This is a genomic window from Acinetobacter sp. AOR41_HL, assembly GCF_027854645.1.
Classification (GTDB): domain Bacteria; phylum Pseudomonadota; class Gammaproteobacteria; order Pseudomonadales; family Moraxellaceae; genus Acinetobacter; species Acinetobacter nosocomialis.
Genome location: NZ_JAKTHZ010000027.1, coordinates 123,256 through 146,246 on the forward strand (window position 1 = coordinate 123,256; position 22,991 = coordinate 146,246).

A 22,991-nucleotide genomic window follows, 5' to 3' on the forward strand; every position below is an offset into this window, starting at 1 on the left:
CCTAATAAAATTTTATTTTTAAAGTTGTGGACCAATAAAGAAATGCAAACGAATCGGATGATTATCATCAGAAATACCTGAAGCCACATCTAAACGAATTGGTCCAATTGGGGACTTCCAACGAATACCGACACCAACACTGTAGGCAGTCGGGTTACTAAAATTCTTATCGTAAGCATTACCAAAATCAGAAAAAACAGCTGCTCGCCAACCCTCTTTGAATTGATAGTTATATTCTAAAGAGCCTACTGCTAGAGCCTGTCCACCAATCTTATATCCATTTTCTTCGGGTGAAAGACTTTTATAATCAAAACCGCGAATTGTCTGGTCACCACCAGTAAAGAATCTTAAATTATAGGGAACTTTATCAAATTCATCGGTAAAAATATAACTAAGATCAGATCGTCCCACAAACTGATGGTTATCATTTTCACCTAGAGAATAAATAAATCTCCAACCCGCTGTAGCAATCGCCATATTGGCATCGGAAAGTAAACTGCTACTTCCCAGTTCTAACTTATAGCTTTGTTTAAATGCTTTCGTTGGATTTAACCTTGTATTACTTGAGGTTTTAGAGGTTTCATAACCAAATAATAACGCTTCTTGCTCTGATGCAGCTGTTTTAAATGCATCTGGCAATTCAGAAATATCGACATTTCCTTTTTGAGTCAGTCGGTCCAGACGGTAACGGACCCCAATAGTGTGTTGCCAATTGCCTAAAGGTTTTTTAATAACTCGCTCACCACCCAATACGGCAGATTCAGTTAATAAACTCACATCAGGACCGATATTATCTCTAGTCTCGCGCTCATAACCACCTACAATGTTAAAGTAATCATTTAATGGATGCTTATAAGGAATACTATAACGGCCATCTATAGACTGACGAATTTGTGAAAGTTCAAAGTTGGCATCAAAGGAGTGCCCATATTCGTTCACAATCGAACGACGATATTGACTACGTAAACGAGCTCCCGTATCAGTACCATAACCCACACCAGTTTCCAAACTATTCAATTTATCCGCATTTAAAGTCACAATAACCGGAATCCGTTTTTCTTCACGCGCTTGGGCTTGTAAACGGTCTTGTTCCGACTCTTGCTCTGCATGATCTGCTGCTGCGGTTTTCAAAGAAGCTGGAGCTGCAGCTAATTGTACATTTTCAGTTCCGGCAAATTGTTTTTCGTCTACCACATTTTGACTAACCTCTTTACTAGATGAGGCTAAATGTCGTGCTTTAGCAAGCTGTTGTTGTTCTGGAGAAAGCAATTTTGATTCATCAATGGTGACATTTTGCTGATCGACTAATGCTTGTAAATCTGGGGGTAACTCAAGCGGCTTCTCAATTGGATCAGGTTTAATTGAATCAACCAAAGTGTAGTTAAAATAGCGAGAGTTCGTCAGGTTGTTGGCTAAAGCATTTACACGCCAGAATGTGTAGTCATCGCCCTCTTTCCAAGGTGCCATACTCTCAAGAATATTTAATTTGATTGGTAAGGGTTTTGAAGGATCACTCATACGAAACTCAACCTTACCTAGCTTATATCGCTCACCCGTTTCATATTTGAGGTTAATATCTGCTTTGTTTTCAGGTTGGCTTACTTTCACATCGTGTAAACGCCAGTAGGCATCAAAATATCCATTATTTGTTGCGGCATCGACAATTCGACTTTTAGTTGTTTCATACAGACCATGATTAAAGATATCACCCACATCTTGGTCTGGAACTAAACGAATAACTTGAAACTGTGGTTGTTTTGCACCAGCTCCACTGAATTCAATATTTTGTTCATTAATTCGTACCGGCTCATTTGGAGTAACTTTAACTCGAACACGGCTTGCACTTAATTTTTCAAAACGAAACTCAGCATTGTAATAACCTACAGCTTGAGCGGCCTGATTGCTTAGGCTCCTAAGTTGAGGCAATGCTGAATTAAAATCTTCAAATGATTCTTGAGTAAATGTAGATAATTTACCTTTAATATTTTTAGCCAAATCGTCTGGAGCACCCGTAACCTCAGCAGTAATACGAGGTATTTGCTCCATCGGAATCACACGCGGTGGACGAATTTTATTAAATATCCGTTTAAAGAAACCTTTTTCTTCCGGCGGTTCTTCAGTAGCAGCTGTAAGCTCAGGTAAAGTTTTTCCAGTTTCATTAGCTTCGACTACAATCTTACTGTCAGATTGAATCTCATGCATGAGTTGGTCAATATTTACAGGCGCCTGATTAATTTCATGTAATTCTGCTTGTGATGCATCATTCACTACCATTTCTGGATGTTTTTGTGTGCCATTTTGGAAGTTCTGAGCTTCAGTTTTTGCCTCTTCTGCTACCCGATAAATCTCATTTGCCATATTCTGGTCAACAGGCATCACGGGTAAATCTTCGAGGTTATCGAGCGTAATTGGCTTAAATTCTTCAATCTGATTTGGAAATTGTTCTTGTTGTTGCAATATAGCCAAGCTATCTTGTTGCTGCTGTGCTTGAGTTACCAGAGTAGCGACATCAGTAATCGGAACATCATTTTGGTTATTTGTATTTGTTTGTTGCAATGATGGATCAGTTACTGACTGGTTTGCTACCGGCGTTACGGTCTCAGCTGAACTTTGAGCATAACAAGGATTAACACATAAACTTAACAATAGGCTGCTACAAATAAGTTTAGGTATACTCTGCATTTTTAGGATTAAATGCATAGAGTGAGAAAGAGTTGACTGTTTAAACTTAATTTTAGAAGGCATGGAAAACTCTAAACTTATTTTTTAATAAACGCACCAATATGAGGATAAAACTCACTCGAAACCATTGATTTTTCATTTAATCAAGCGTTAAAAATATCATACATGGTTTTCGATGCAAATTAACACTCCGTCACATTTTTTAATAAAACTCAATGAAGCTTGTATATGATGAAACAAGATGAATCCCTGATGACATCACGTCGGTTTGTACCGATGTTTTTTACACAGTTTTTTGGCGCATTAAATGACAATGTTTTTAAGCAAGCTTTATTGTTAGTCATTACATATGGTTGGATTCAACAACAATCTGCCCCTGTAAGTACACTCAATAATTTAGCAGCATTATTGTTTATTTTGCCATATTTCTTTTTTTCAGCAACAGCAGGACAAATTGCTGACAAATATGAGCGCTCACAACTTGTGCGTGGTATAAAAATATTAGAAATCATAATTATGCTTATTGGGTCTGCCGGTTTCTTATTGGGGCATTTATGGCTACTTCTTCTGGCTTTATTCTTAATGGGAACACATTCCACATTTTTCGGACCTATTAAATATGCAATTTTGCCTGAAATTTTAAAACCAAACGAACTCATGTCGGGCAATGCCTTATTTCAATCCGGTACATCGATGGCAATTTTATTCGGCATGATCTTAGGTGGTGCCGTAATTGCATCATCAGAAGGTAATTTACTATGGATTAGTTTGACTGTAGTCGCTATTGCTTGCATAGGTTATTTATTTAGCCGTTTCATTTTACCCCAAAAAGTTGCTGCACCTGATTTAGATATTGATTGGAACTTTATTCGTACAAGCTTCCAAACTATTACATATGCCAAAAGTTTACCGTTAGTGTTCACCATTTTATTAGGTAATTCGTGGTACTGGTTTTATGGGGCGACTTATTTAACGCAAATTCCGCAGTTGACTCAACAAAATCTCCATGCATCGGAAAATGTGGTTAGCCTATTACTCACATTCTTCTCAGTCGGTATTGGGGTAGGTTCTCTTCTTTGCCGTAAAATTGGTGGTTCGGAAATCAACATTAAAATGGTGCCGATTGGTGCAATTGGTCTTACTGTTTTTGCGCTTTACCTTGCAACGAGTCTAGCCTTTGTACCGGAGAAAACTGGAGCATTACTAACATTAAAAGATATTTTCACTCAAGGTTGGGTTTACTACCATGTCATGATTGCCGTGACTTTATTGGGTATTAGTGGTGGTTTTTATATTGTTCCTTTGTATGCCATGATGCAGGCTTACTCACCGCGCTCACATCGTGCCCGAGTGGTTGCAGCAAATAACATTTTAAATGCTGTATTCATGGTTTCTTCAGCAATTTTCTCAATCTTAATCTTAAGTGTTTTAAAAATTGATATTAAAATACTATTTATTATTACAGCTGTACTTAGTGCAATCTTTAGTATCTGGCTTCTTGCTCGACTAAAACCAATGCTTGCCACAGCACATCTTTCTTTGGAGGACTAATTTATGCGCCACTATACGGGAATTGATCAACTTATTAACTCCTTTGATCAGGCATTACGTAGTCTTGTTCCAGGTGCAACAGCAGCACAGCGACAAAATCCGGCTGAAACGGCTGAAACAAAACTTGGAGTTGAAGATGCTCGCCATGTTGCAGGCTTAATGCGTGTTAACCATAGTGGTGAAGTATGTGCTCAAGCGCTTTATCATGGGCAAGCATTAACGGCAAAATTGCCAAATGTACGCCGCGAAATGCAACAGGCAGCAATTGAAGAACAAGACCATTTAGCTTGGTGTGAAGACCGTTTAAAAGAGCTAAATAGTCATACAAGTTTATTGAACCCGATTTGGTATGGCCTTTCATATGGTATGGGTGCTCTTGCCGGTATTGCAGGTGATAAATATAGCTTAGGTTTTGTTGCTGAAACTGAACGCCAAGTTAGTCTACATTTGCAAGATCACTTAAACCAGTTACCTGCTCAAGATGAACGCTCTCGTAAAATTTTAGAGCAAATGAATGAAGATGAATTACATCATCGTCATACTGCGCTTGAAGCAGGTGGTGTTGAATTACCTTATGCAGTAAAAATCAGTATGACCGCTATTTCAAAGTTAATGACTAAAACGAGTTATTACCTTTGAAAAACAAAGGATTGATCTCATTCAGATCAATCCTTTTTCAAATATTATTTTAAACCATGATCATATTTGAAACGTTCGATATCTCGAATTGAGTTCCAATAGTTTCTGTTAATACGGTCACGATCAATTTGTAATTCTCTTAAAAGCTTACGATAACGTTCACGCTCTTCTGGCTTTAATTTTTCGTTATAAGCGCTATCAGAATATTGCTTAAACTTCTCGTCATAACGATCGTATTCATTTTTTGCATTGTAGTAATCGGAAGCTGCACGATAATAAGGTCTTAAACGATTACGCTGCTCGATTGGACAGACATTAATATTCCCGCTCCCTTCTAAGGCGTTATAAAAAATATTTGATGGCTGGCAATAATATCCTAAGCCCTCTTTATATCCACGTTCATATGACTTTTGATCTGGAACAATATTAGCTTTCCCACACGCTTTATAATATTGATCTAAACGCGGCGAAGAACCTTTTGAACCGTCTTTCTCACCCACTAATGACCAATTCGCAGTCTTACATTCTTCTACGCTCATTGCAGCACACCCCGAGAGGCTGATTGCTAAAATGGCTAAACCGATATTTTTCATATTAAGAGAACTCAAAAATAAAATTTAAAAAAACGCAAAAAATAAAATTCCAGTACATACACTATGTAAGTCCTGCTTTATTCAAGACTTATACATAAATGTTTAACTGGATAAGCGTTTAAGTTTAAAGCAGTTTGACCATCTCACCAAATTTAAGGATCATAAATTCTAATTATGTTTAATTTTTTAAAGCGAAATCATGAACTATCAAATGGCTCTTATACGTTAATTTTACTTTAAAAATTTATTATCAAAACAAAACTCAAGCCACTGATTATGAATACAAAAAATAAAAATTATTTATAAAACTCTCTTTAACCATTTTACTCTTTTTTTACGCGATTTACTTCAAGGGCTAAGGTAGGATTTTAGCTAAATAACCACCAAGGTTTTTTATAATGAGTACGCTTATTTACCCAAATTTAAACTTAAAAGATTCTCACTTTAAGGCATTTAAAATATCAGATGATTTTATTCCACAAACGCACGTACATACGTTCAACTCAGAGCTTTTTTTAAAAGAAGTTGATGAATATTTAAATTTATATCCTCAGACTCAGCACATTGATATTTGTCTACATGACTTAAACGGGCATATTCGTGGTAAACGAATTGACGTTAAAAGCCTCAAAAATCTCTCTCATGGATGTTATTTTCCACTTTCTGTTTACGCCATGAGCCTTGATGGAAAAGTAATTGAAGAGACAGGATTAGGAAAATATATTGGTGAACCAGATAGACTTTGCCTGCCCATTTTAGGCAGCTTGCAACCAAGTGCCTTATCCCCAGAATTAAATGCTCAGCTTTACCTATCAATGCAAGAAGAAGATGGTACAGACTGCCGCTATGAACCACGCAATATATTAAAAAAAATATTAAATCAGTTACATGCCCATAATTACTTTCCTGTCATGGCTGCCGAATTAGAATTTTATCTTTTCTCACCTCAGCATCAGGCTGAAACCTGTATAGAAAACCAATGTTTTGATATAGATGCACCCAATAACTATCAACAAGTCCTAGATGAGGTTGAAAAAGCTGCTCTACTACAATCTATTGAAATTACCGCGATTGTTGCGGAATCATCTCCTGGACAATATGAACTAAATCTTCAACACAGCCATGACATTTTGAAGCTATGCGATCAAATTAATGCTTTAAAAAGAATTGTAAAACAAGTCGCAAGAAAGCATGACTTAACTGCTTGTTTCATGGCGAAACCCAACTTGGCAAAGGCTGGAAGCGGCATGCATTTTCATATGAGTATGCTGAATCAATACCATGAAAATATATTTAGTTCAGAAGAAGAAAAAGATGAGCTTTCTACCAAATTACTCAGTGCAATTAGCGGACTTATTGAGCTAATGCCTGCATCTATGGCGATTTTAGCCCCTAATATTAATTCTTATAGACGCTTTAAAATTGGGCATCATGTACCATTAGAAGCCAATTGGGATACTAACAATCGTAATGTCGCAATCCGCATTCCATGTTCAGATATACAAAATCAACGTTTAGAATACCGTGTTGCTGGAGCTGACTGTAACCCCTATCTCGTTTCAGCCACTATTTTAGCAGGTGTATCTTACGGCTTATCTCATAAATTACCACTACCAAAACCTGCTCATCTTTTAAAATTTCCAGACGAGCATATTTTATTAGCTAACAACCAACCAGAAGCCTTAAAAATATTTAAAGGAAGTCTTATTTTAAAAGGATATTTAGGCGCTGACTTTGTCGAACATTGGTACACGGTTAAGCAGGCTGAATATCAAAACATTTATAGTCAAATGACTGAAGCAGAACAACATTGGGATATATAAATAAAAAAAGCAAAAAAACTATAAACCACTTTGCAAACCCTTAGGGAGAAATACCCTAAGGTTTTTTTTATATCTAATTAATGATTTTTCTGTTTAGCTAAAAAACGCAATCCAACACCAGGTTCAGTTGCAATATAGCGTGGCTGAATTGCGTTATCCCCCAGTTTACTGCGTAACTTGCCCACTAAAATACGTAAATAGTGCGTATCTTCCTGATGGGTTGGACCCCATAGTTCTTTTAAGAGCTGTGGCTGGGTTAAAAGCTGTCCTTGATAGCGCATTAACAATGTCAAAAGTTGAAATTCTTTTCGAGTTAAAGTAATTGGTTGTTGCTCGACCCAAACCAAACGTTGCGTAACATCAACTTTAAGATAACCATCGTCATAGACATGCGCTTCTTGCTGAATCGGTTGGTTTCTTAAAATGACACGTATGCGCGCCAAAAGCTCTTGCACACTAAAAGGCTTGGTCATGTAATCGTTTGCGCCAGCATCTAGCAAAGCAACTTTTTCGTATTCGTCAGCCCGTACAGATAGCACAATAACCGGCACATTCGACCAGCTACGTAATTCTTGAAGCACTTCTTTTCCGTCTAAATCGGGTAAGCCCAGATCTAGAATAACCAAATCAGCCCCTTGTGTTGCTAAAGTTTCTAGGCCTTTGTAACCCGTTTCGCAGAGCGTGGTTTTATATTTTTGAGTTCTTAAAGCAATATCTAAAAATTTACGAATTTGAGGCTCATCATCAATAATCACAATACGTGTTTCTACAGGTGATGTTTCGGAACTTATCATGAATTTACAACTTATTCTTTTACTGGGTGAATGGGTAATCTGATTTGAATTAAAGTACCTTTATTTTGGCGCCCTGAAAATGCTTCTATTGTACCCATATGAGCACCAATAATCGCTTTTACGATTGTAAGCCCTAAACCAGTACCAAATTTTCCACGGTCTCCTCTTTCCATCGTGTAAAACATATCAAAAATGCGATGTCTTTCATCTTCAGGAATTCCCGCACCTCTATCTTCAATTTCAATTTTTACTTTATCTTCTGATGAAAGTTGAGCTCGAATCATGACTGGTTCATCTGGAGGTGAAAAGTTTGCGGCATTTTCTAAAACATTAAAAATAGCTTGCTCAACCAGCGCTGGGTGAACATATAAACTAATTTGTTGCTCAGGTAAGTGAACGACCACTTGCGTATCTGGTTTATAACGTTTTAAACGGCGGGTTGCTGAACCAATTAACTCATCTACCCCAATCCAGTCTCTTTTTAAAGTTAAACCTTCGTGGCCTAAGCGTGTCATATCAAGTAAGTTTTGAATATAACGGTCTAAACGCTCACCTTCTAAATGAATTGTTTCAAGTAAATCTTGCTGGTCTTGTTCAGACATATCAGCTTTAAAATTGGCAAGCGTATCTGCGGCTCCAATAATAGAAGCAAGTGGTGAACGTAAATCATGCGATACCGAAGATAATAAAGCAGAACGTAAGCGCTCTGTTTCACTGGTCACTTTTGCTTGTTCAAGTTCATTGACCAATTGGGTTCGAAATGCTGCCTGTGCAATATACTCAATTACACTTTCCGTCAGTTTCTTTTGCTCAAAATTTAAGGAAACCACGTCATCTTTAAAGTAAATTCCCACTATACCTAGGCTATTTTTCTGCTCTAAAAGTGGTAAAAACCACCAGTTTGATTGACTAAGGGTATCGGTAAAACGTCCACACGGCTGTTGATGTTTCAAACACCATTCTGCAGCTACTTTTTCTTTATCATTTAGTTCTATATCAGATGAAATAACTCTATCTTGGATAGAAATCCACACTTTAGTTTGCAGCTGGGTTTCTAAAGTCATACGACCGGTTTGCATGACTTCTTCAAGGTTTACTGCACTAGAAAGCTTACGTGCCAAGTCTTGCATCACTGTGGTGTAGGCATTAGCAGCTTTTAAAGACAAAACTTGCTGGCGTAACTGAGAAGCCAACCGCCCAGCAATTAAAGCTGCTGCAAAAAAAGCAACAACGGTAACCACACCTTGGTGTGCTGAAATTTGAAATGTAAAACGTGGTGCTATAAAGAAAAAGTTATAGGCTAAGAAACAAATAAGAGCAGCTACTACTGCAGCAAGCATTCGGGTTTTAGTTGCTACAATTAAAACTGAAATAATAAAAATAACAGAGAAGTCTTCAATACCTAATAGAACTTCGGCAAAGTGAGCTATAAAAATACTTGCGCATGTTACCGCTAAAACAAAAACACTTTCTTTTAATGATAAAAATGATGGCTTCTCAAGTTGAGCTGTCTTTTTAGTGCCCTGTTCTGGGTGTAAAATCGTTAAAGCAATCGAGTTTTCTTGATTTAATAATTGCTGAGCTAAATTTTTCTTAAATAACTTTAACCACCACGGTGAAATACTTTTGCCAATGACCAGATTGGAAATACCTCGATCAAGCGCAGCATCCATTAACACCGAAGCAACTCGTGGCCCATATAAAACTTCGGTTCGACCACCAAGTTGTCGAGCCAATTCAAATGCACGGTCAATTTCAATATATTCTTTTTTATATGAATTTGCTGAACTCTGCCCAGAATCCAAACTTTTAGCAACATTCACTACAGTCCATGTTGCTCCATTGCGTTCAGCTAATCGACAACCTGCCCGTACTAAATATTCAGAAGAGCCTTGCCCATCTATCGCAATCATTAATTCATTTTGTAGCGAGATAGACTTCAAACCTTTAGAGGTATAACTCTGTTTTAAATCTAAATCGACATGCTCAGCAACGCATTGCATTGCCAGTTCACGTAATGCAGTTAAATTTGAAATGCTAAAAAAGCCTTGTAATGCCAGATTCGCTTGCTCTGGCACATAGACTTTTCCTTGATGGAGCCTTTCAATCAGTTCACTAACAGGTAAATCAATTAAACGAATGTCTCGAATACGATCAAATACACGATCTGGCACAGTTTCATTTACTCGAATGCCCGTAATCTGATGCACCACATCGTTTAAGCTTTCTAAATGCTGAATATTCATGGTGGTAAATACATCAATACCTGCATCTAGCAATTCATTGACATCTTGCCACCGTCGTTCATGGCGACTATTGGGTATATTGCGATGAGCCAACTCATCAACTAAAACAATTTCCGGATGCCTGAGTAAAATAGCATCCAAATCCATTTCTTCTAAAGTATGCCCCTGATATTGCATTTCCTTTCTAGCAATTTGAGGCAAGCCTTCCAAAATTTTTAGAGTTTCTATTCTTCCATGGGTTTCAACAATACCAACAACAACATCTGTGCCCTGTTGATATAACTCTTTAGCGCGGGCAAGCATAGCATAGGTTTTGCCGACACCAGGCGCTGCACCGAGAAAGACTGTTAGTCGACCGGCTTGATATCTATTTACATGATTTAATAAGGCCTCAGCCTGATTTTCGCGATTGCTTTGCACTTGATATCATCCGGTAAACTAACAATTTTATTTTCAAGTTAATGTGTAGATTGTAATTGATCTAAAGCGATATTTAGCTCTAATACATTAACACGAGCTTGCCCCAATACACCAAACTGCTTCGGTTCAACATACTTTTGCAAAAGCTCTTCAACAACCTTAGGGTCGACATGACGCGCTTGAGCCACTCGAGCAACCTGTAAGTGAGCAGATTCAGGACTAATATGCGGATCAATACCACTCCCCGATTTAGTCACCAAATCACTTGGAATAGGTGTATTGTCCGTGTGATCTTGTTTTTTCACCGCAAGAATCTGAGCATCAATTTGTTGCTGTAGTTCAGGATTAGTACGCGCTAAGTTTGTACCTGCCATAGCCATCGGGTCATAAGCAACCGCTGAAGGACGCGGATGAAAATAAGCCTCTCCAACAAATGGCTGAGCAACTAATTTTGACCCTAGAACTTTATGGTCTATTTCAATCAAACTACCATTTGCTTGATTGTTGAATAACACCTGTCCCGCACCTGTAGCGATCGCACTATACATAGCACCGCAACCCACAAGGGTAAAAATTAGAAGTCCGAAAGATGCTCTTAAGGTCTGACCCAAATTTGCTTCTGAATTTTGTATATAAGTTTTCATTTCAAACTCCAGATTACAAACCAAATAATTGAACAATCACTACATCAATCGCTTTGATGGCAAGGAATGGTAGAACCACACCGCCCACCCCATAAACCAACATATTTCGACGTAATAACTGAGTTGCCGTTGAAGGTTTAAATTTGACACCTCGTAGTGCGATTGGAATTAATAACGGGATAATAATCGCGTTAAAAATTAATGCAGATAAAATCGCGCTGTTTGGGCTTGCTAAGTGCATTACATTCAATACTTGCATTTGTGGAATCGCAGCAGCGAACAATGCAGGCAAGATGGCAAAGTATTTAGAGACGTCGTTTGCCAATGAAAATGTTGTTAAAGCACCACGGGTAATCAACTGCTGTTTCCCAATCTCGACCACAGCAAGTAATTTGGTTGGGTCTGAGTCTAAATCGACCATATTGCCAGCTTCTTTTGCAGCTTGTGTGCCTGAATTCATGGCTAAACCAATATCAGCTTGTGCTAATGCTGGCGCATCATTGGTTCCATCACCGACCATCGCAACTAAACGACCTTGTTGTTGTTCGGTGCGAATACAAGCCAATTTGTCTTCTGGTTTTGCTTCGGCAATATAGTCATCTACCCCTGCTTCAGCAGCAATCGCAGCAGCAGTTAATGGGTTATCGCCTGTGACCATGACGGTTTTGATGCCCATTTCTCTTAAACGAGCAAAACGTTCTTTAATGCCGTGTTTAATCACATCTGAGAGTTCAATCACCCCCAGTACATGATGTTGATTTGCGACAACCAATGGTGTCGCACCCTTTTTGGCAACTTGCTCAACACGTGCTTTTAACTCTAAATCTTGAGAATAATCTTCATCTACAAATTTCAAGATTGCATCTAAAGCACCTTTACGAATTTGGTCACCATTCGGTAAATTCACACCAGAAATTCGAGTCGAAGCACTAAAAGAGATAAATTCGGCTTGCTCAGGTTCTTGCTGTTTTAAGCCTTGCTCTTTTGCTAACTTAACAATCGATTTCCCTTCTGGTGTTGGGTCGGCAAGTGAACTTACCCAAGCAGCAGCTCTCAACTCAGACTCGGTTACCGAAGTTAAAGGATAAAAAGAGGTCGCTTGACGGTCACCATAAGTAATGGTTCCTGTTTTATCGAGTAAAAGCACATCAATGTCACCCGCAACTTCGACAGCTTTACCTGATTTCGCCAAAACATTGGCTTTAAGTGCGCGGTTCATGCCCGCAATACCAATCGCAGGTAACAAGCCACCAATGGTTGTAGGAATCAAGCAGACCAATAACGCCACGAGCACGACTGGATCAAGTTCAATATGCAAATACTTGGCAATAAATGGCAAGCTAATCACGACAATTAAAAATGTGATTGTCATCACCATTAACAAGAAGCCAAGCGCAATCTCATTCGGAGTTTTCTGGCGATTTGAGCCTTCGACCAAAGCAATCATACGGTCTAAGAAACTTTGCCCAGATTCAGCAGTCACTTGCACAACAATACGATCTGTAAGAACTTTGGTTCCACCAATAACACCTGAACGGTCTGTTCCAGCTTCACGTAGCACAGGTGCAGACTCACCTGTAACAGCCGATTCATTAATAGTTGCAAAGCCTTCTACAATCTCACCGTCGGCTGGAACAAGCTCACCTGCATGTACTTCAATAAAATCATTTAAATGAAGTTGGGTCGCTGCAACTTGAGTCGCTTGACGGTCTGTCAAAGAGTTGAGTCTTCGAGCTGTTAAATTTTCTCTTGCTGCACGTAATGAAGATGCCTGTCCACGACCTCTGGCCTCTGCAACTGCTTCAGCATAGTTAGCAAATAAAATGGTAATGAACAGAATTGCTGTAACCGCGAAACCAAATAACAACGTGGTGTAACCCAAGACTGTACTCATCGCAGTAACCACTGTTCCAAGCCATACAATTGCCATCACAGGGTTTTTAATTGCATGCTGTGGTAGCAGTTTCACAAATGCATTTTTCCAAACTTCAAAATTTGGCACTGCCATGGTTTGTTTATGGCTATTTACATGAGTTTGTGTATTCATTTTCACTCGCCTCCTTAGCCTTTAACCAACAAAAGTTGATCGGCAATTGGCCCAAGGACAAGAACTGGCATAAATTGTAATAAGGTAAGCAACACAACAATCGTAATCAGTGTTAAAGCAAAGGTTGGCGTTTCAACCTGAAGACTACCCGCTGTTTCGGGTGCTTTTCTTTTTGCTGCTAAACGTGTCGCAATCATTAATGGCAAAATTAATGTCGGGAAGCGTCCTAAAATAAGTGCAATGCTACAAGTGACATTCCACCATATAGTGTTGTCTCCAAGGCCTTCAAAACCTGAACCATTGTTGGCAAATGCAGAGACATATTCATAGAACACTTGGCTAATACCGTGTGGTCCTGGATTACTAATTCCAGATATGCTTGGAATGCTGAGGCTTAATGCAGTAAACGCAAGAATGACTAAAGGTTGAATCAAGATAATAATCGCGAGCAACTTAATTTCTGCCGCTTCAATCTTACGTCCAAACAATTCAGGAGTACGACCTGTCATTAAGCCTGCAATGAATACAGCGAGTAACAGATAAATCATAAACTGTTGCAGACCACAGCCCACACCACCCCAAATCGCATTAATCAACATATTGATGAGTTCAACTAAACCAGTAAGCGGCGCAGAAGAATCATGCATCATATTGACTGAGCCGTTATTTACCTGTGTAGTAAGCGCTGCCCAAACTGCTGATGCGGCTGGTCCAAAACGTTGTTCTTTACCTTCCATTACGGCAAGCTGAGATGCTGTCGATGACATACTCTCAGACCAGACAGCCGCTGCACCTGAAATAATCGACATGAAAAGCATGCTACCAAAGACAAAGTAAGCAAACTTTTTACGCTGAGTAAAATGCCCGACCATAAAAATGACTGTGATTGGAATGAGTAAAATCGCTATCATTTCTAATAAATTAGATAGTGGCGTTGGATTTTCTAAAGGTACAGAACTATTTGGACCATACCAGCCGCCACCGTTACTACCCAATTGCTTAACAGCAACCATCGGTGCAACTGGACCTAATGGAATTTTTTGGGTTTGTACTGTATTCGCTTTATCAATAAGCTGTACTTCCGGTCCACCCTGAAAAGTTGCTGGCACGCCTTGGCTGTTAAGCAACAATGACCAAACAAAACAGAGAGGAAGCAAAAAACGGACTGTAGGGCGTATTACATCTGCCCAATAGTTACCAATTAAAATTTGATCTGGCTGTTCAGCAACATCGGCCGCAATATGGCTAGGACGTTGATAAAAGAAAGCTCTTAAGGTCGCAACAACTAAAGCTAATCCCATCATTGGTGTGATGACTTGCAAACCTACAATACCTGTCATTTGCGACAAATAAGATAATTGAGCTTGACCAGAATAATGCTGTTGGTTGGTGTTGGTTAAAAATGAAATAACCGTATGTAATGCTAAATCCCAGCTCATATTTGGTGCATGATTTGGGTTTAATGGCAGCCATGCTTGCGTCATAAAAATAGCAAAAACGGCTACAGCTAAAAAAATACAGCTAACAACAAATGCTAAAGAATATTGTTTCCAGTTCATTTGTTGTTGCGGAGATATACCTAACAAGCGATAGACAGGATTTTCAATCCAACGAAATAATCCATCGCCTACCATCGGCTGATTTGCCATCACTTTGGATAGATATTTACTGAGGCACCATGCTAGAAAAATAGCAATAAATAAAACAAGAATAAGTTCTAACATGGCTATTCTCCTCTATACCCCTTGGCTTGATTTGCCAAAATGGAAATAAGGAGAGATGGGGAAATATCATTTGTTTTTAGTCCGCATAAGACTATGCCAGACTGATGCAAGATGCGCATTTGAGAATTTATAAGCATCTTTATTGTCCTGAAGTAACACTAATTTAGTGGATTTCAGTATCGGTAAAATGCTCGTAAATTCTCTATTGAGGAACTCAAAGGCCGCGTAAATTTTGCGTAAAATTTAGTTTGAAAGACCTTAAAATTTAAAATTAACAACTGGGTAAAGCGTACTATCAGCCTTTAGTCTTTCACAATGCCAAAGTTCATATAAAGGAATTTTTACATCGAGTGCCAAAGGTAATTTTTTAGAATTAAATTGCATATGATCCAGATCATTTCCCCATGCAATCAAATCTACATCTAAAGAAATATGATGCGATGGTCGAACACGTCCAGAATCTGACTCAAGTTTCTTTAAAAAAGATTCAATTTGTTCAGATGATAAAGTGCTTTTTAATAGACATGCTGAATTCCAGTAATCATCTCCAATACCATCTCGGCATGGAATTTGATAAACAGATGAAAACTGCACTTTCCCCAAAGTTGCTAATTGCGTATACGCAAAAGTAAAGTGTTGTGCTGCGTCTAAATTACTCGCTAGGGCGAGCGCAAAAATTGTTTCGTGTGCGTTCAAGACGAATTCCTACAGCGTTTGCTTCTGCAATGATGGCTGGCTTACGGATGGTTATGGTAATTTTTTCAATTGTTGGAAAGGTTTCAAATAAACATTGCAAAACCAGATGAGCTGCGTGCTCGATTAATTCAGGTTTGGCTTGTTGAATGGTTTGAGCCGATAACTCACAAATCTGTGCATAGTTGAGTGTGTCCTCAAGCTTGTCAGACGCTGCAGCTCGGCTCAAATCATTATGGATGGTTAAATCCAACATTAAAGGTTGAATGATTTGTCTTTCCCAGTTGAAACAGCCAATCACTGTCTCAACCTTCAAGCCTTCAATAATAATGGCATCCATAAATTTAAACTGACCTTAGTGCTTTAACAACGAAGCAGGTTCCATATTTTGAACCATTTTCAAACGTTGGTCTGCATAAATATCAGTATATGGTGCGAGTACGCGCATAAAACGATCGAAATAAAGCATTTGCTTAAATAATAAGGCAAAATCTCGAGGGAATTTAATCCCATGGCGCTCACCAACCCCTACCATATCCATCATAATGTCGTTTAAATCGGCAGGATTAGTAGACAGAATCTGCTGTGGATCGGCCATTAATACGCCATTAAACAAACGCTCTAAATCTTGAGCTAAAACCTGAACATCGACCTTGTTATGGGTCATACCCATTTTGAGCATATTTTCAGCCATAGCCTGATAATCAGTCTTTTGCAAAGCATCCATAAACGCGATACATGCTGTCCAGACTTCTGGTTTTAACTGACCCACAATACCGAAATCGATAAAACCAATTCGGCCATCTTCGAGCAGCATTAGATTTCCAGCATGTAAGTCAGCGTGGAAACTCTTACAGAGCATAAGACTACCAAACCATGTATTCATGGCAGTAATGAGTACTTGTGACGGATCTTTAGCATATTGTTTCACGACACTAAAATCTGTCAAAGACACACCATATAAACGCTGCATGGTCAAAACACGGCGTGTAGAAAACTGATGATAAACTTTAGGGGCTGTCGCAGCTTGGTTTTGTGAAATATTTAAATATTCCACAAAGTCATCTAAGTTCTGGGCTTCCTCAATGAAATCGACTTCACGCACCATACGAGTTTTAATTTCATCAACAATGTCAGAAAGAGCAGCAAACTTGATTTTAGGGACTGCACGTTCAAGCAGCTTTGCAGCCCAATGCACCACATTTAAGTCAGTGTATAAAATAGTTTCTACGCCAGGTTTTTGTACTTTGATAACGACATCTTCACCTGTCGTTAGTTTAGCTGCGTGAACCTGAGCAATTGAAGCAGAAGCTAAAGGTTTTTCATCGATATAACTAAAAATCTCGCTTAAATCACGCCCTTCAAATTCAGAGGCAAGTACGCCTTGAATATAGCTAAATGGCAGAGTTGGAGTCTGATCCAAACAACCTTGAAATTCTTCTACATATTCACGCGGAAATAGCGATGGTGTACTCGCGATAAACTGACCAAGCTTAATATATGTTGAGCCAAGCGACTCAAAAGTCTCACGCATGAGTTTGGCATTACTTGGCTTATCAGTTGCGTACTTAATACCAGCTTTAGCCGCAACTACTGCGGTTTCACCGATACGGGCAACTGAGCGCAATCCATCAAATAAAATATTTTTTTTCATATTTCTTTAGAACCAGAATATTCGTCTCAAGTTTAGCAAATTTTGCTTTATTTGCTGATTAGCTTGCCTGACAAAGTGGACAATTTATATCTTTATCAAAATTAACAATACGTTGTGACATATTTAATCCGTCCCAAAGTAACAGTTTCTGTTTCAGAGGAGTGCGATTAAGCCCTAAATAAAGTAAAGTGTGATGTGCTTGTAATGACGCTATCATTACAGGAGTCGTTGCAAGCACTCCTGACTCTGCACAGCGAAGGCCTTCATTGTCATGCTGTTCTTTTGGAAATAAACATTCATAACAAGCTGAATCACCTTCAACCATAAACATTTGCGCCTGAAAGCCAATTGCAGAAGCACTAATTAATGCGACCTGATGCTTTTTACAAGCACTATTCACTAAATAGCGAGTTGTAAAGTTATCACAACCATCTAAAACGACGTCTTGGTGTTCAACAAGTCTATCAATGTTATGTTCGTCTAAACGTTCATTAAAGTATTCAACACAGATATAAGGGTTAATTTTCTGTAACCGTTTTGCTAGAACTTCAGCTTTATAACAACCAATATCTTCATGACCAAACGCAATTTGTCGTTGTAAATTACTTACCTCAATGGTATCTACATCAATGAGTGTAATTTTTCCAACTCCTGCTCGTGCAAGTAGTTCTGCACTGCTACAGCCTATGCCACCAGCACCCACAATCAGTACATTGGCAAGTTTGAGTTTTTCCTGAGCTTCAATATCCCATCCATCAAGTAAAATCTGACGGCTATAGAGATGCATTTCTTCATCACTTAACTCTACAAAATCGATATCTTGAAGCTCGGTCACACGTTAATCCTTTCACTTAGAAGCTAAATGATTTTATGACTAAGTTCGTCATTAGGAAAGCTATAAAATGGAAACAACTTTTTTATTCAGTTAACTCCCCATTACATTACTTCTCACACGCTTTCTGCAACAATAGAACAATCCATTTTCTGTATTACTTAGGCTAAATATGTCCCAATCATATATTGCACCAGTAGAGTTAGAAAAAGCTTATCGTTTATTAAATCATGGTCCAACTGTGCTGGTTTCTGCACAACATGGTGACGACCGCAATGTAATGGCTGCCGCATGGGCATGTGCATTAGAGTTTAAACCTGCCAAAGTGTCTGTAGTTTTAGATAAAAGCACCAAAACCCGACAGCTTGTCGAGCAAAGTGGCTATTTCACACTACAAGTTCCTTGTTATGCACAGCTCAATATGACCAAACAACTTGGTACTATTAGTAAGTTGGATGACCCACAAAAACTTGAGCACTGCGGAGTTGAACTGTTTTATCAAGAAGAGCAGACCAGTCCACTTGTATCAGGTTGTATCGCATGGCTGGTTTGTAAACTTATTCCTGAACCACATAATCAGTCAGCTCATGATTTATTTATTGGTTCTGTTGTAGGTGCATGGGCAGATAGTCGCGTTTTTAGAGATGGACACTGGCATTTTCAGGATGCACCAAAAGAACTTCGTAGCCTGCACTATATTGCTGGTGGAGCGTTTTACTTGATTGGTGAAGAAGTGAAAGCCGACCTCTAATATAAAAAATAAAGGGAAATATTTAAATATTTCCCTTTGTTCAATTTAGCTCGCGTAGGCTTGCTGCATTTTTGCAATTTCTTGCTGCTTCAACAATCCTCTTTGAATTTTTCCGCTCGTGGTTTTCGGTAAACTATCCACAAACTCAATTTCTTTTGGATAAGCATGACGAGATAAACGGTTACGAACATATTGCTGTAACTTATCTTTTAATGTTTCACACGCTTGATAAGCAGGCTTAAGTACCACAAAGGCTTTGACTATTTCGGTTCGTTCCGGATCTGGCTTACCAATTACTGCTGACTCTAATACCGCCTCACACTCTAATAAAGTACTTTCAACATCGAATGGTCCAACTCTATAGCCCGATGTTGTAATGACATCGTCAGCACGTCCAACAAAATCAATACCGCCATGTTCATTTAAAGTGACCGTGTCACCTGTTAAATAATATTTGCCGACAAAGGCTTTGCGATTATTGCCACCATAGCCTTTAAACCACATTAATGGCGATTGCTCCGAGTCCATCGCCAAAATACCAACACCACCTGTTGGTAATTCTTGATAATTTTGGTCTAACACCGCAAAACGATGCCCAGGAATTGCAAAACCAGCTGAACCTACTTTTAATGGGTGCTCAAGCGCATGATGATTTGCAATCACCATCCCTAGCTCAGTTTGGCCATATTGATCAAAAATATTAACCTCTAAATCCTGCTTAAACCAGTTCACAACCTCAGGAGTTAATGGCTCACCTGCACTACTCACTACGCGTAAATATTGTTTAATTGAAGGGTCAAATTTTTCCTTAAACCCAAAGAACATGCGAAATGCTGTTGGCGAACCAGTTAAATTACTTACTTTATATTTTTTTATTAACTCTATTGCCTGATCTACATTAAATGAACGCTCATCCATAATAATGCTATGCCCCAAGCTTAAAGGGCCTGTAATGCCATAATACAAACCATACGCCCAGCCCGGATCTGCCAAATTCCAGAACATATCCTCTTCACGCAAATCGACAGCATGAGTCATATAACCTTTAAATGCCAAAATTGCTTTTAGTGGAACGGGTACAGACTTAGCAAGTCCAGTTGTGCCTGAGGTAAACATCATTAAAAAGTCATCTTCAAAGCTACGATTTACTGGCTCACATTGCTCAGAATAGCGCTGTAAAGATTGCCAAAAATCGAAGTCATACTCAGACAAAGGACCAGTCTGATGAACAGTGACAATAACCGGAACATTCAAGGTATTCAGTTTAGGGCGCTGTTCATCATTGGTCACAATCAATTTAGTTTGAGCAGTCGTAATACGGTGATCAATCGATTTTGCTTCAAAGGCAGTAAATAAAGGCTGATAAATAGCGCCTATGCGCCACGTTGCCAAAATTGTAATTAATAACTCAGGCGTTCTTGGTAGAAGTCCTGCAATACAATCTCCAGCTTGAATTCCTTGTGCTTTAAAGAAGTTAGCAAGTTTTCCAGAAAGCTCAGCAAGTTGTTCGAACGTATAGTGCTCTGTCTGTCCGTTTTTTCCTTCCCAAATAAGCGCTGTTTTATTTTTTCCTACATAACGCTCACAGCACTCAACATAAGCATTTATTGCTTGGGAATGCCCAACAAGTTGCTCTTCAATGAGTTTTGCAAGATCAAATTGCTGATAAGCTTCTGCCAAAGTTTTCATGATGCTCACCTTCATTCCGTTGGATGATTGATTTTGTGTAAGACCACAAAATTTGTCCTGACTGTTATTGTTTTAGCTAAAGCTCGAAGAATATTTCTTCAACTTTTCCATCTATTTCAAATAAAACTAATAGCAAAAATGCATCATTTCAATTGCAAGAAACCGCACTTGATGTGCGGCTTCTTGCAGTTTTAAGTTTAAAAACTCAATACTTTATGACCTAAACTTGAGCCACTTCGCGAGCAATCACCAAACGTTGAATATCTGAAGCACCTTCATAAATCTGGCTTACGCGGACATCCCGATAAATTCTCTCAACAGGAAAATCACTGACGTATCCATAACCGCCATGGATCTGGATTGCATCCGAACATACTCGCTCAGCCATAGTTGATGCAAAGAGTTTTGCCATTGAGGCTTCTTTTAAACAAGGTAGCCCAGCATCTTTTAAAGTTGCCGCATGTAAAACCAGCTGATGTGCAGCTTCAATTTGGGTTGCCATATCGGCTAAGCGAAAACCAACCGCCTGATGCTGAACCAGCTCTACACCGAAGGCCTTACGCTCATTCGCGTATTGCACAGCAGCATCAAAAGCTGCTCTTGCCATACCAACAGATTGAGCCGCAATACCAATACGACCAGCCGCTAAATTAGATAGCGCAATTTTATAACCTTCACCTTCTTGTCCCACCAAATTTTCTAAAGGAATCCGGCAGTCTTCAAGCGTAATGGTTGCGGTGTCCGAAGCATGTTGCCCCATTTTGTCTTCAATACGAGTGACCAAGTAACCTTGTATATTCGTAGGTACAAGAAAACACGAAATGCCTTTTTTGCCAGCCTGTTTATCTGTAACCGCAAACACCAAAGCCACTTGAGCATTTTTACCACTGGTAATAAATTGCTTTACGCCATTGAGTACCCAATGGTCGCCATCTCGCTCGGCTTTACATAAAATCGCGCTTGCATCGGAACCGACATGTGGCTCAGTTAAACAAAAGCATCCTAGCCATTCACCAGAGGCAAATTTTGGCAAATAGATTTGTTTTTGCTGATCTGAACCGTATGCCAGTGTAATACCGCAAACCAATGAATTTTGAACACTTACGATTGTCGAAATAGCACCATCACCTGCAGCAATTTCTTCAATTGCGAGTACCAAAGATACATAATCCATTCCAGCACCGCCCCATTCATCGGGCACAGTCATCCCCATTGCGCCTAGCGCACCTAAGTCTTTTAATTCCTGAGCCGGAAATTCATGGGTCTTATCACGATGTGCAGCAGTTGGTTTTAACTGATTTTGCGCATAGTTACGCATCATCTCCTGAACCATGCTTTGTTCAGCATTTAGAATCATTTCAACATCCTTATTTTATTATTTTGCTGCCATACGAATTGCACCATCTAAACGAATGACTTCACCATTTAAATATGAGTTTTCGGCAATATGGGCAACCAAACGAGCAAACTCTTCTGGTTTTCCTAAACGAGATGGATACGGAACCATTTGCCCCAAAGCATCTTGTACATTTTGTGGCATACCCTTAAGCATTGGAGTTTCCATAATTCCCGGTGCAATGGTCATAATACGAATGGCATGTCGCGCAAGCTCGCGAGCAATCGGCAAAGTCATCGCCACAATAGCGCCTTTTGATGCAGAATAAGCTGCTTGTCCAATTTGACCGTCAAATGCCGCAACAGAAGCAGTGTTAACAATGACACCACGGTCCTCTTCACCTTCTCCAACTGTGTTTTTGCTCATGGCATCTGCTGCAAAACGCAGCATGTTAAATGTACCTGTGACATTAATATTTAAAGTCTTTGCAAATAATCCCAAGTCATGAACACCCTCACGACCAACTACTTTTGCAGAAGGGCCAATACCTGCACAGTTCACCAAACCATGCAAATGACCATGTTTAACCAATACATCTTTAAAGAACTGTTCAGCAGCAACTTCATCGGTTACATCAAGTTTTACAAAGTCAGCTTCTGGTCCTAATTGTTTCGCCTGCTGCTCACCTGCTTCTACATTCATGTCAACCAACGTGACTGAGGCACCTTGCTTTACCAAATACTCAGCAGTTGCAGCGCCTAAACCAGAGCCGCCACCTGTAATCACAAAATGTTTTCCTTGAATTTTCATTATGTAACGTCCTATAGAAATGTTCTTTAACCTTAGTAGTGAGAGTAAAAGTTGTTTTTTTCC

Annotated in this window: 18 protein-coding genes; 4 read left to right on the forward strand and 14 right to left on the reverse strand. The window is 39.1% G+C overall.

Annotated elements, in window-relative coordinates; all coding sequences use genetic code 11:
- Positions 1-18: 18 nt before the first annotated feature.
- Positions 19-2,745 (reverse strand): autotransporter assembly complex protein TamA, encoded by a 2,727-nt coding sequence (locus MKL35_RS11325; RefSeq protein WP_270913660.1) that lies wholly within the window; start codon positions 2,743-2,745, stop codon positions 19-21.
- Positions 2,746-2,910: 165 nt separating this feature from the next.
- Between MKL35_RS11325 and MKL35_RS11330 the strand changes: the two genes are divergently transcribed.
- Positions 2,911-4,233: an MFS transporter gene (locus tag MKL35_RS11330; RefSeq protein WP_081404417.1), complete on the forward strand. Its 1,323-nt coding sequence runs from the start codon at positions 2,911-2,913 to the stop codon at positions 4,231-4,233.
- A gap of 3 nt (positions 4,234-4,236) precedes the next feature.
- Positions 4,237-4,872 (forward strand): 2-polyprenyl-3-methyl-6-methoxy-1,4-benzoquinone monooxygenase, encoded by a 636-nt coding sequence (coq7, locus tag MKL35_RS11335; protein ID WP_004708107.1) that lies wholly within the window; start codon positions 4,237-4,239, stop codon positions 4,870-4,872.
- A gap of 44 nt (positions 4,873-4,916) precedes the next feature.
- On the opposite strand, the gene MKL35_RS11340 is transcribed toward coq7, so the two are convergent.
- Positions 4,917-5,465: a DUF2799 domain-containing protein gene (locus MKL35_RS11340; protein WP_032010729.1), complete on the reverse strand. Its 549-nt coding sequence runs from the start codon at positions 5,463-5,465 to the stop codon at positions 4,917-4,919.
- 398 nt (positions 5,466-5,863) lie between these two features.
- On the opposite strand from MKL35_RS11340, the gene MKL35_RS11345 reads away from it, so the two are divergent.
- Complete coding sequence (locus MKL35_RS11345) at positions 5,864-7,288, forward strand: glutamine synthetase family protein (protein WP_270913665.1); 1,425 nt, start codon at positions 5,864-5,866, stop codon at positions 7,286-7,288.
- Positions 7,289-7,365: 77 nt separating this feature from the next.
- Here the strand turns inward: MKL35_RS11345 and MKL35_RS11350 are convergent, their stop codons facing one another.
- The 9 genes from MKL35_RS11350 to MKL35_RS11390 all read right to left on the reverse strand — a co-directional run bounded on the left by MKL35_RS11350 (position 7,366) and on the right by MKL35_RS11390 (position 18,345).
- Positions 7,366-8,082, reverse strand: coding sequence for a response regulator (locus MKL35_RS11350; protein ID WP_000625753.1), 717 nt, complete (start codon positions 8,080-8,082; stop codon positions 7,366-7,368).
- A gap of 11 nt (positions 8,083-8,093) precedes the next feature.
- Entirely contained in the window at positions 8,094-10,748 is a 2,655-nt protein-coding gene (locus MKL35_RS11355; protein ID WP_032010725.1) for a sensor histidine kinase, read from the reverse strand.
- Between the two features lie 38 nt (positions 10,749-10,786).
- Complete coding sequence (gene kdpC / locus MKL35_RS11360; RefSeq protein ID WP_032010723.1) at positions 10,787-11,392, reverse strand: potassium-transporting ATPase subunit KdpC; 606 nt, start codon at positions 11,390-11,392, stop codon at positions 10,787-10,789.
- A gap of 13 nt (positions 11,393-11,405) precedes the next feature.
- Positions 11,406-13,445 carry a potassium-transporting ATPase subunit KdpB gene (gene kdpB / locus MKL35_RS11365; protein WP_081404416.1) on the reverse strand — a complete coding sequence of 680 codons (2,040 nt, stop codon included), beginning with the start codon at positions 13,443-13,445 and terminating at the stop codon, positions 11,406-11,408.
- Positions 13,446-13,453: 8 nt separating this feature from the next.
- Positions 13,454-15,163 (reverse strand): potassium-transporting ATPase subunit KdpA, encoded by a 1,710-nt coding sequence (kdpA, locus tag MKL35_RS11370; RefSeq protein WP_106479509.1) that lies wholly within the window; start codon positions 15,161-15,163, stop codon positions 13,454-13,456.
- Positions 15,164-15,421: 258 nt separating this feature from the next.
- Positions 15,422-15,859, reverse strand: coding sequence for a 2-amino-4-hydroxy-6-hydroxymethyldihydropteridine diphosphokinase (locus MKL35_RS11375; RefSeq protein ID WP_032010717.1), 438 nt, complete (start codon positions 15,857-15,859; stop codon positions 15,422-15,424).
- The gene (gene folB / locus MKL35_RS11380) at positions 15,816-16,196 is read right to left on the reverse strand and encodes a dihydroneopterin aldolase (protein WP_000338781.1); all 381 of its coding nucleotides are present in this window, start codon (positions 16,194-16,196) and stop codon (positions 15,816-15,818) included. The genes MKL35_RS11375 and folB overlap by 44 nt, the downstream gene beginning before the upstream one ends.
- A 15-nt stretch (positions 16,197-16,211) precedes the next feature.
- Positions 16,212-17,510, reverse strand: a complete 1,299-nt coding sequence (locus MKL35_RS11385; RefSeq protein ID WP_016804195.1) for an ABC1 kinase family protein — start codon at positions 17,508-17,510, stop codon at positions 16,212-16,214.
- A 58-nt stretch (positions 17,511-17,568) separates the two neighbouring features.
- Positions 17,569-18,345: a HesA/MoeB/ThiF family protein gene (locus tag MKL35_RS11390; RefSeq protein WP_032010714.1), complete on the reverse strand. Its 777-nt coding sequence runs from the start codon at positions 18,343-18,345 to the stop codon at positions 17,569-17,571.
- A 169-nt stretch (positions 18,346-18,514) separates the two neighbouring features.
- Between MKL35_RS11390 and MKL35_RS11395 the strand changes: the two genes are divergently transcribed.
- Positions 18,515-19,093, forward strand: coding sequence for a flavin reductase family protein (locus tag MKL35_RS11395; protein ID WP_032010712.1), 579 nt, complete (start codon positions 18,515-18,517; stop codon positions 19,091-19,093).
- 45 nt (positions 19,094-19,138) lie between these two features.
- Here the strand turns inward: MKL35_RS11395 and MKL35_RS11400 are convergent, their stop codons facing one another.
- The 3 genes from MKL35_RS11400 to MKL35_RS11410 all read right to left on the reverse strand — a co-directional run bounded on the left by MKL35_RS11400 (position 19,139) and on the right by MKL35_RS11410 (position 22,928).
- Positions 19,139-20,782, reverse strand: a complete 1,644-nt coding sequence (locus MKL35_RS11400; RefSeq protein WP_032010710.1) for an AMP-binding protein — start codon at positions 20,780-20,782, stop codon at positions 19,139-19,141.
- Between the two features lie 220 nt (positions 20,783-21,002).
- Positions 21,003-22,139, reverse strand: coding sequence for an acyl-CoA dehydrogenase family protein (locus MKL35_RS11405; protein ID WP_004708077.1), 1,137 nt, complete (start codon positions 22,137-22,139; stop codon positions 21,003-21,005).
- Positions 22,140-22,157: 18 nt separating this feature from the next.
- Positions 22,158-22,928, reverse strand: coding sequence for a 3-hydroxyacyl-CoA dehydrogenase (locus tag MKL35_RS11410; protein WP_004708075.1), 771 nt, complete (start codon positions 22,926-22,928; stop codon positions 22,158-22,160).
- Positions 22,929-22,991: the final 63 nt, after the last annotated feature.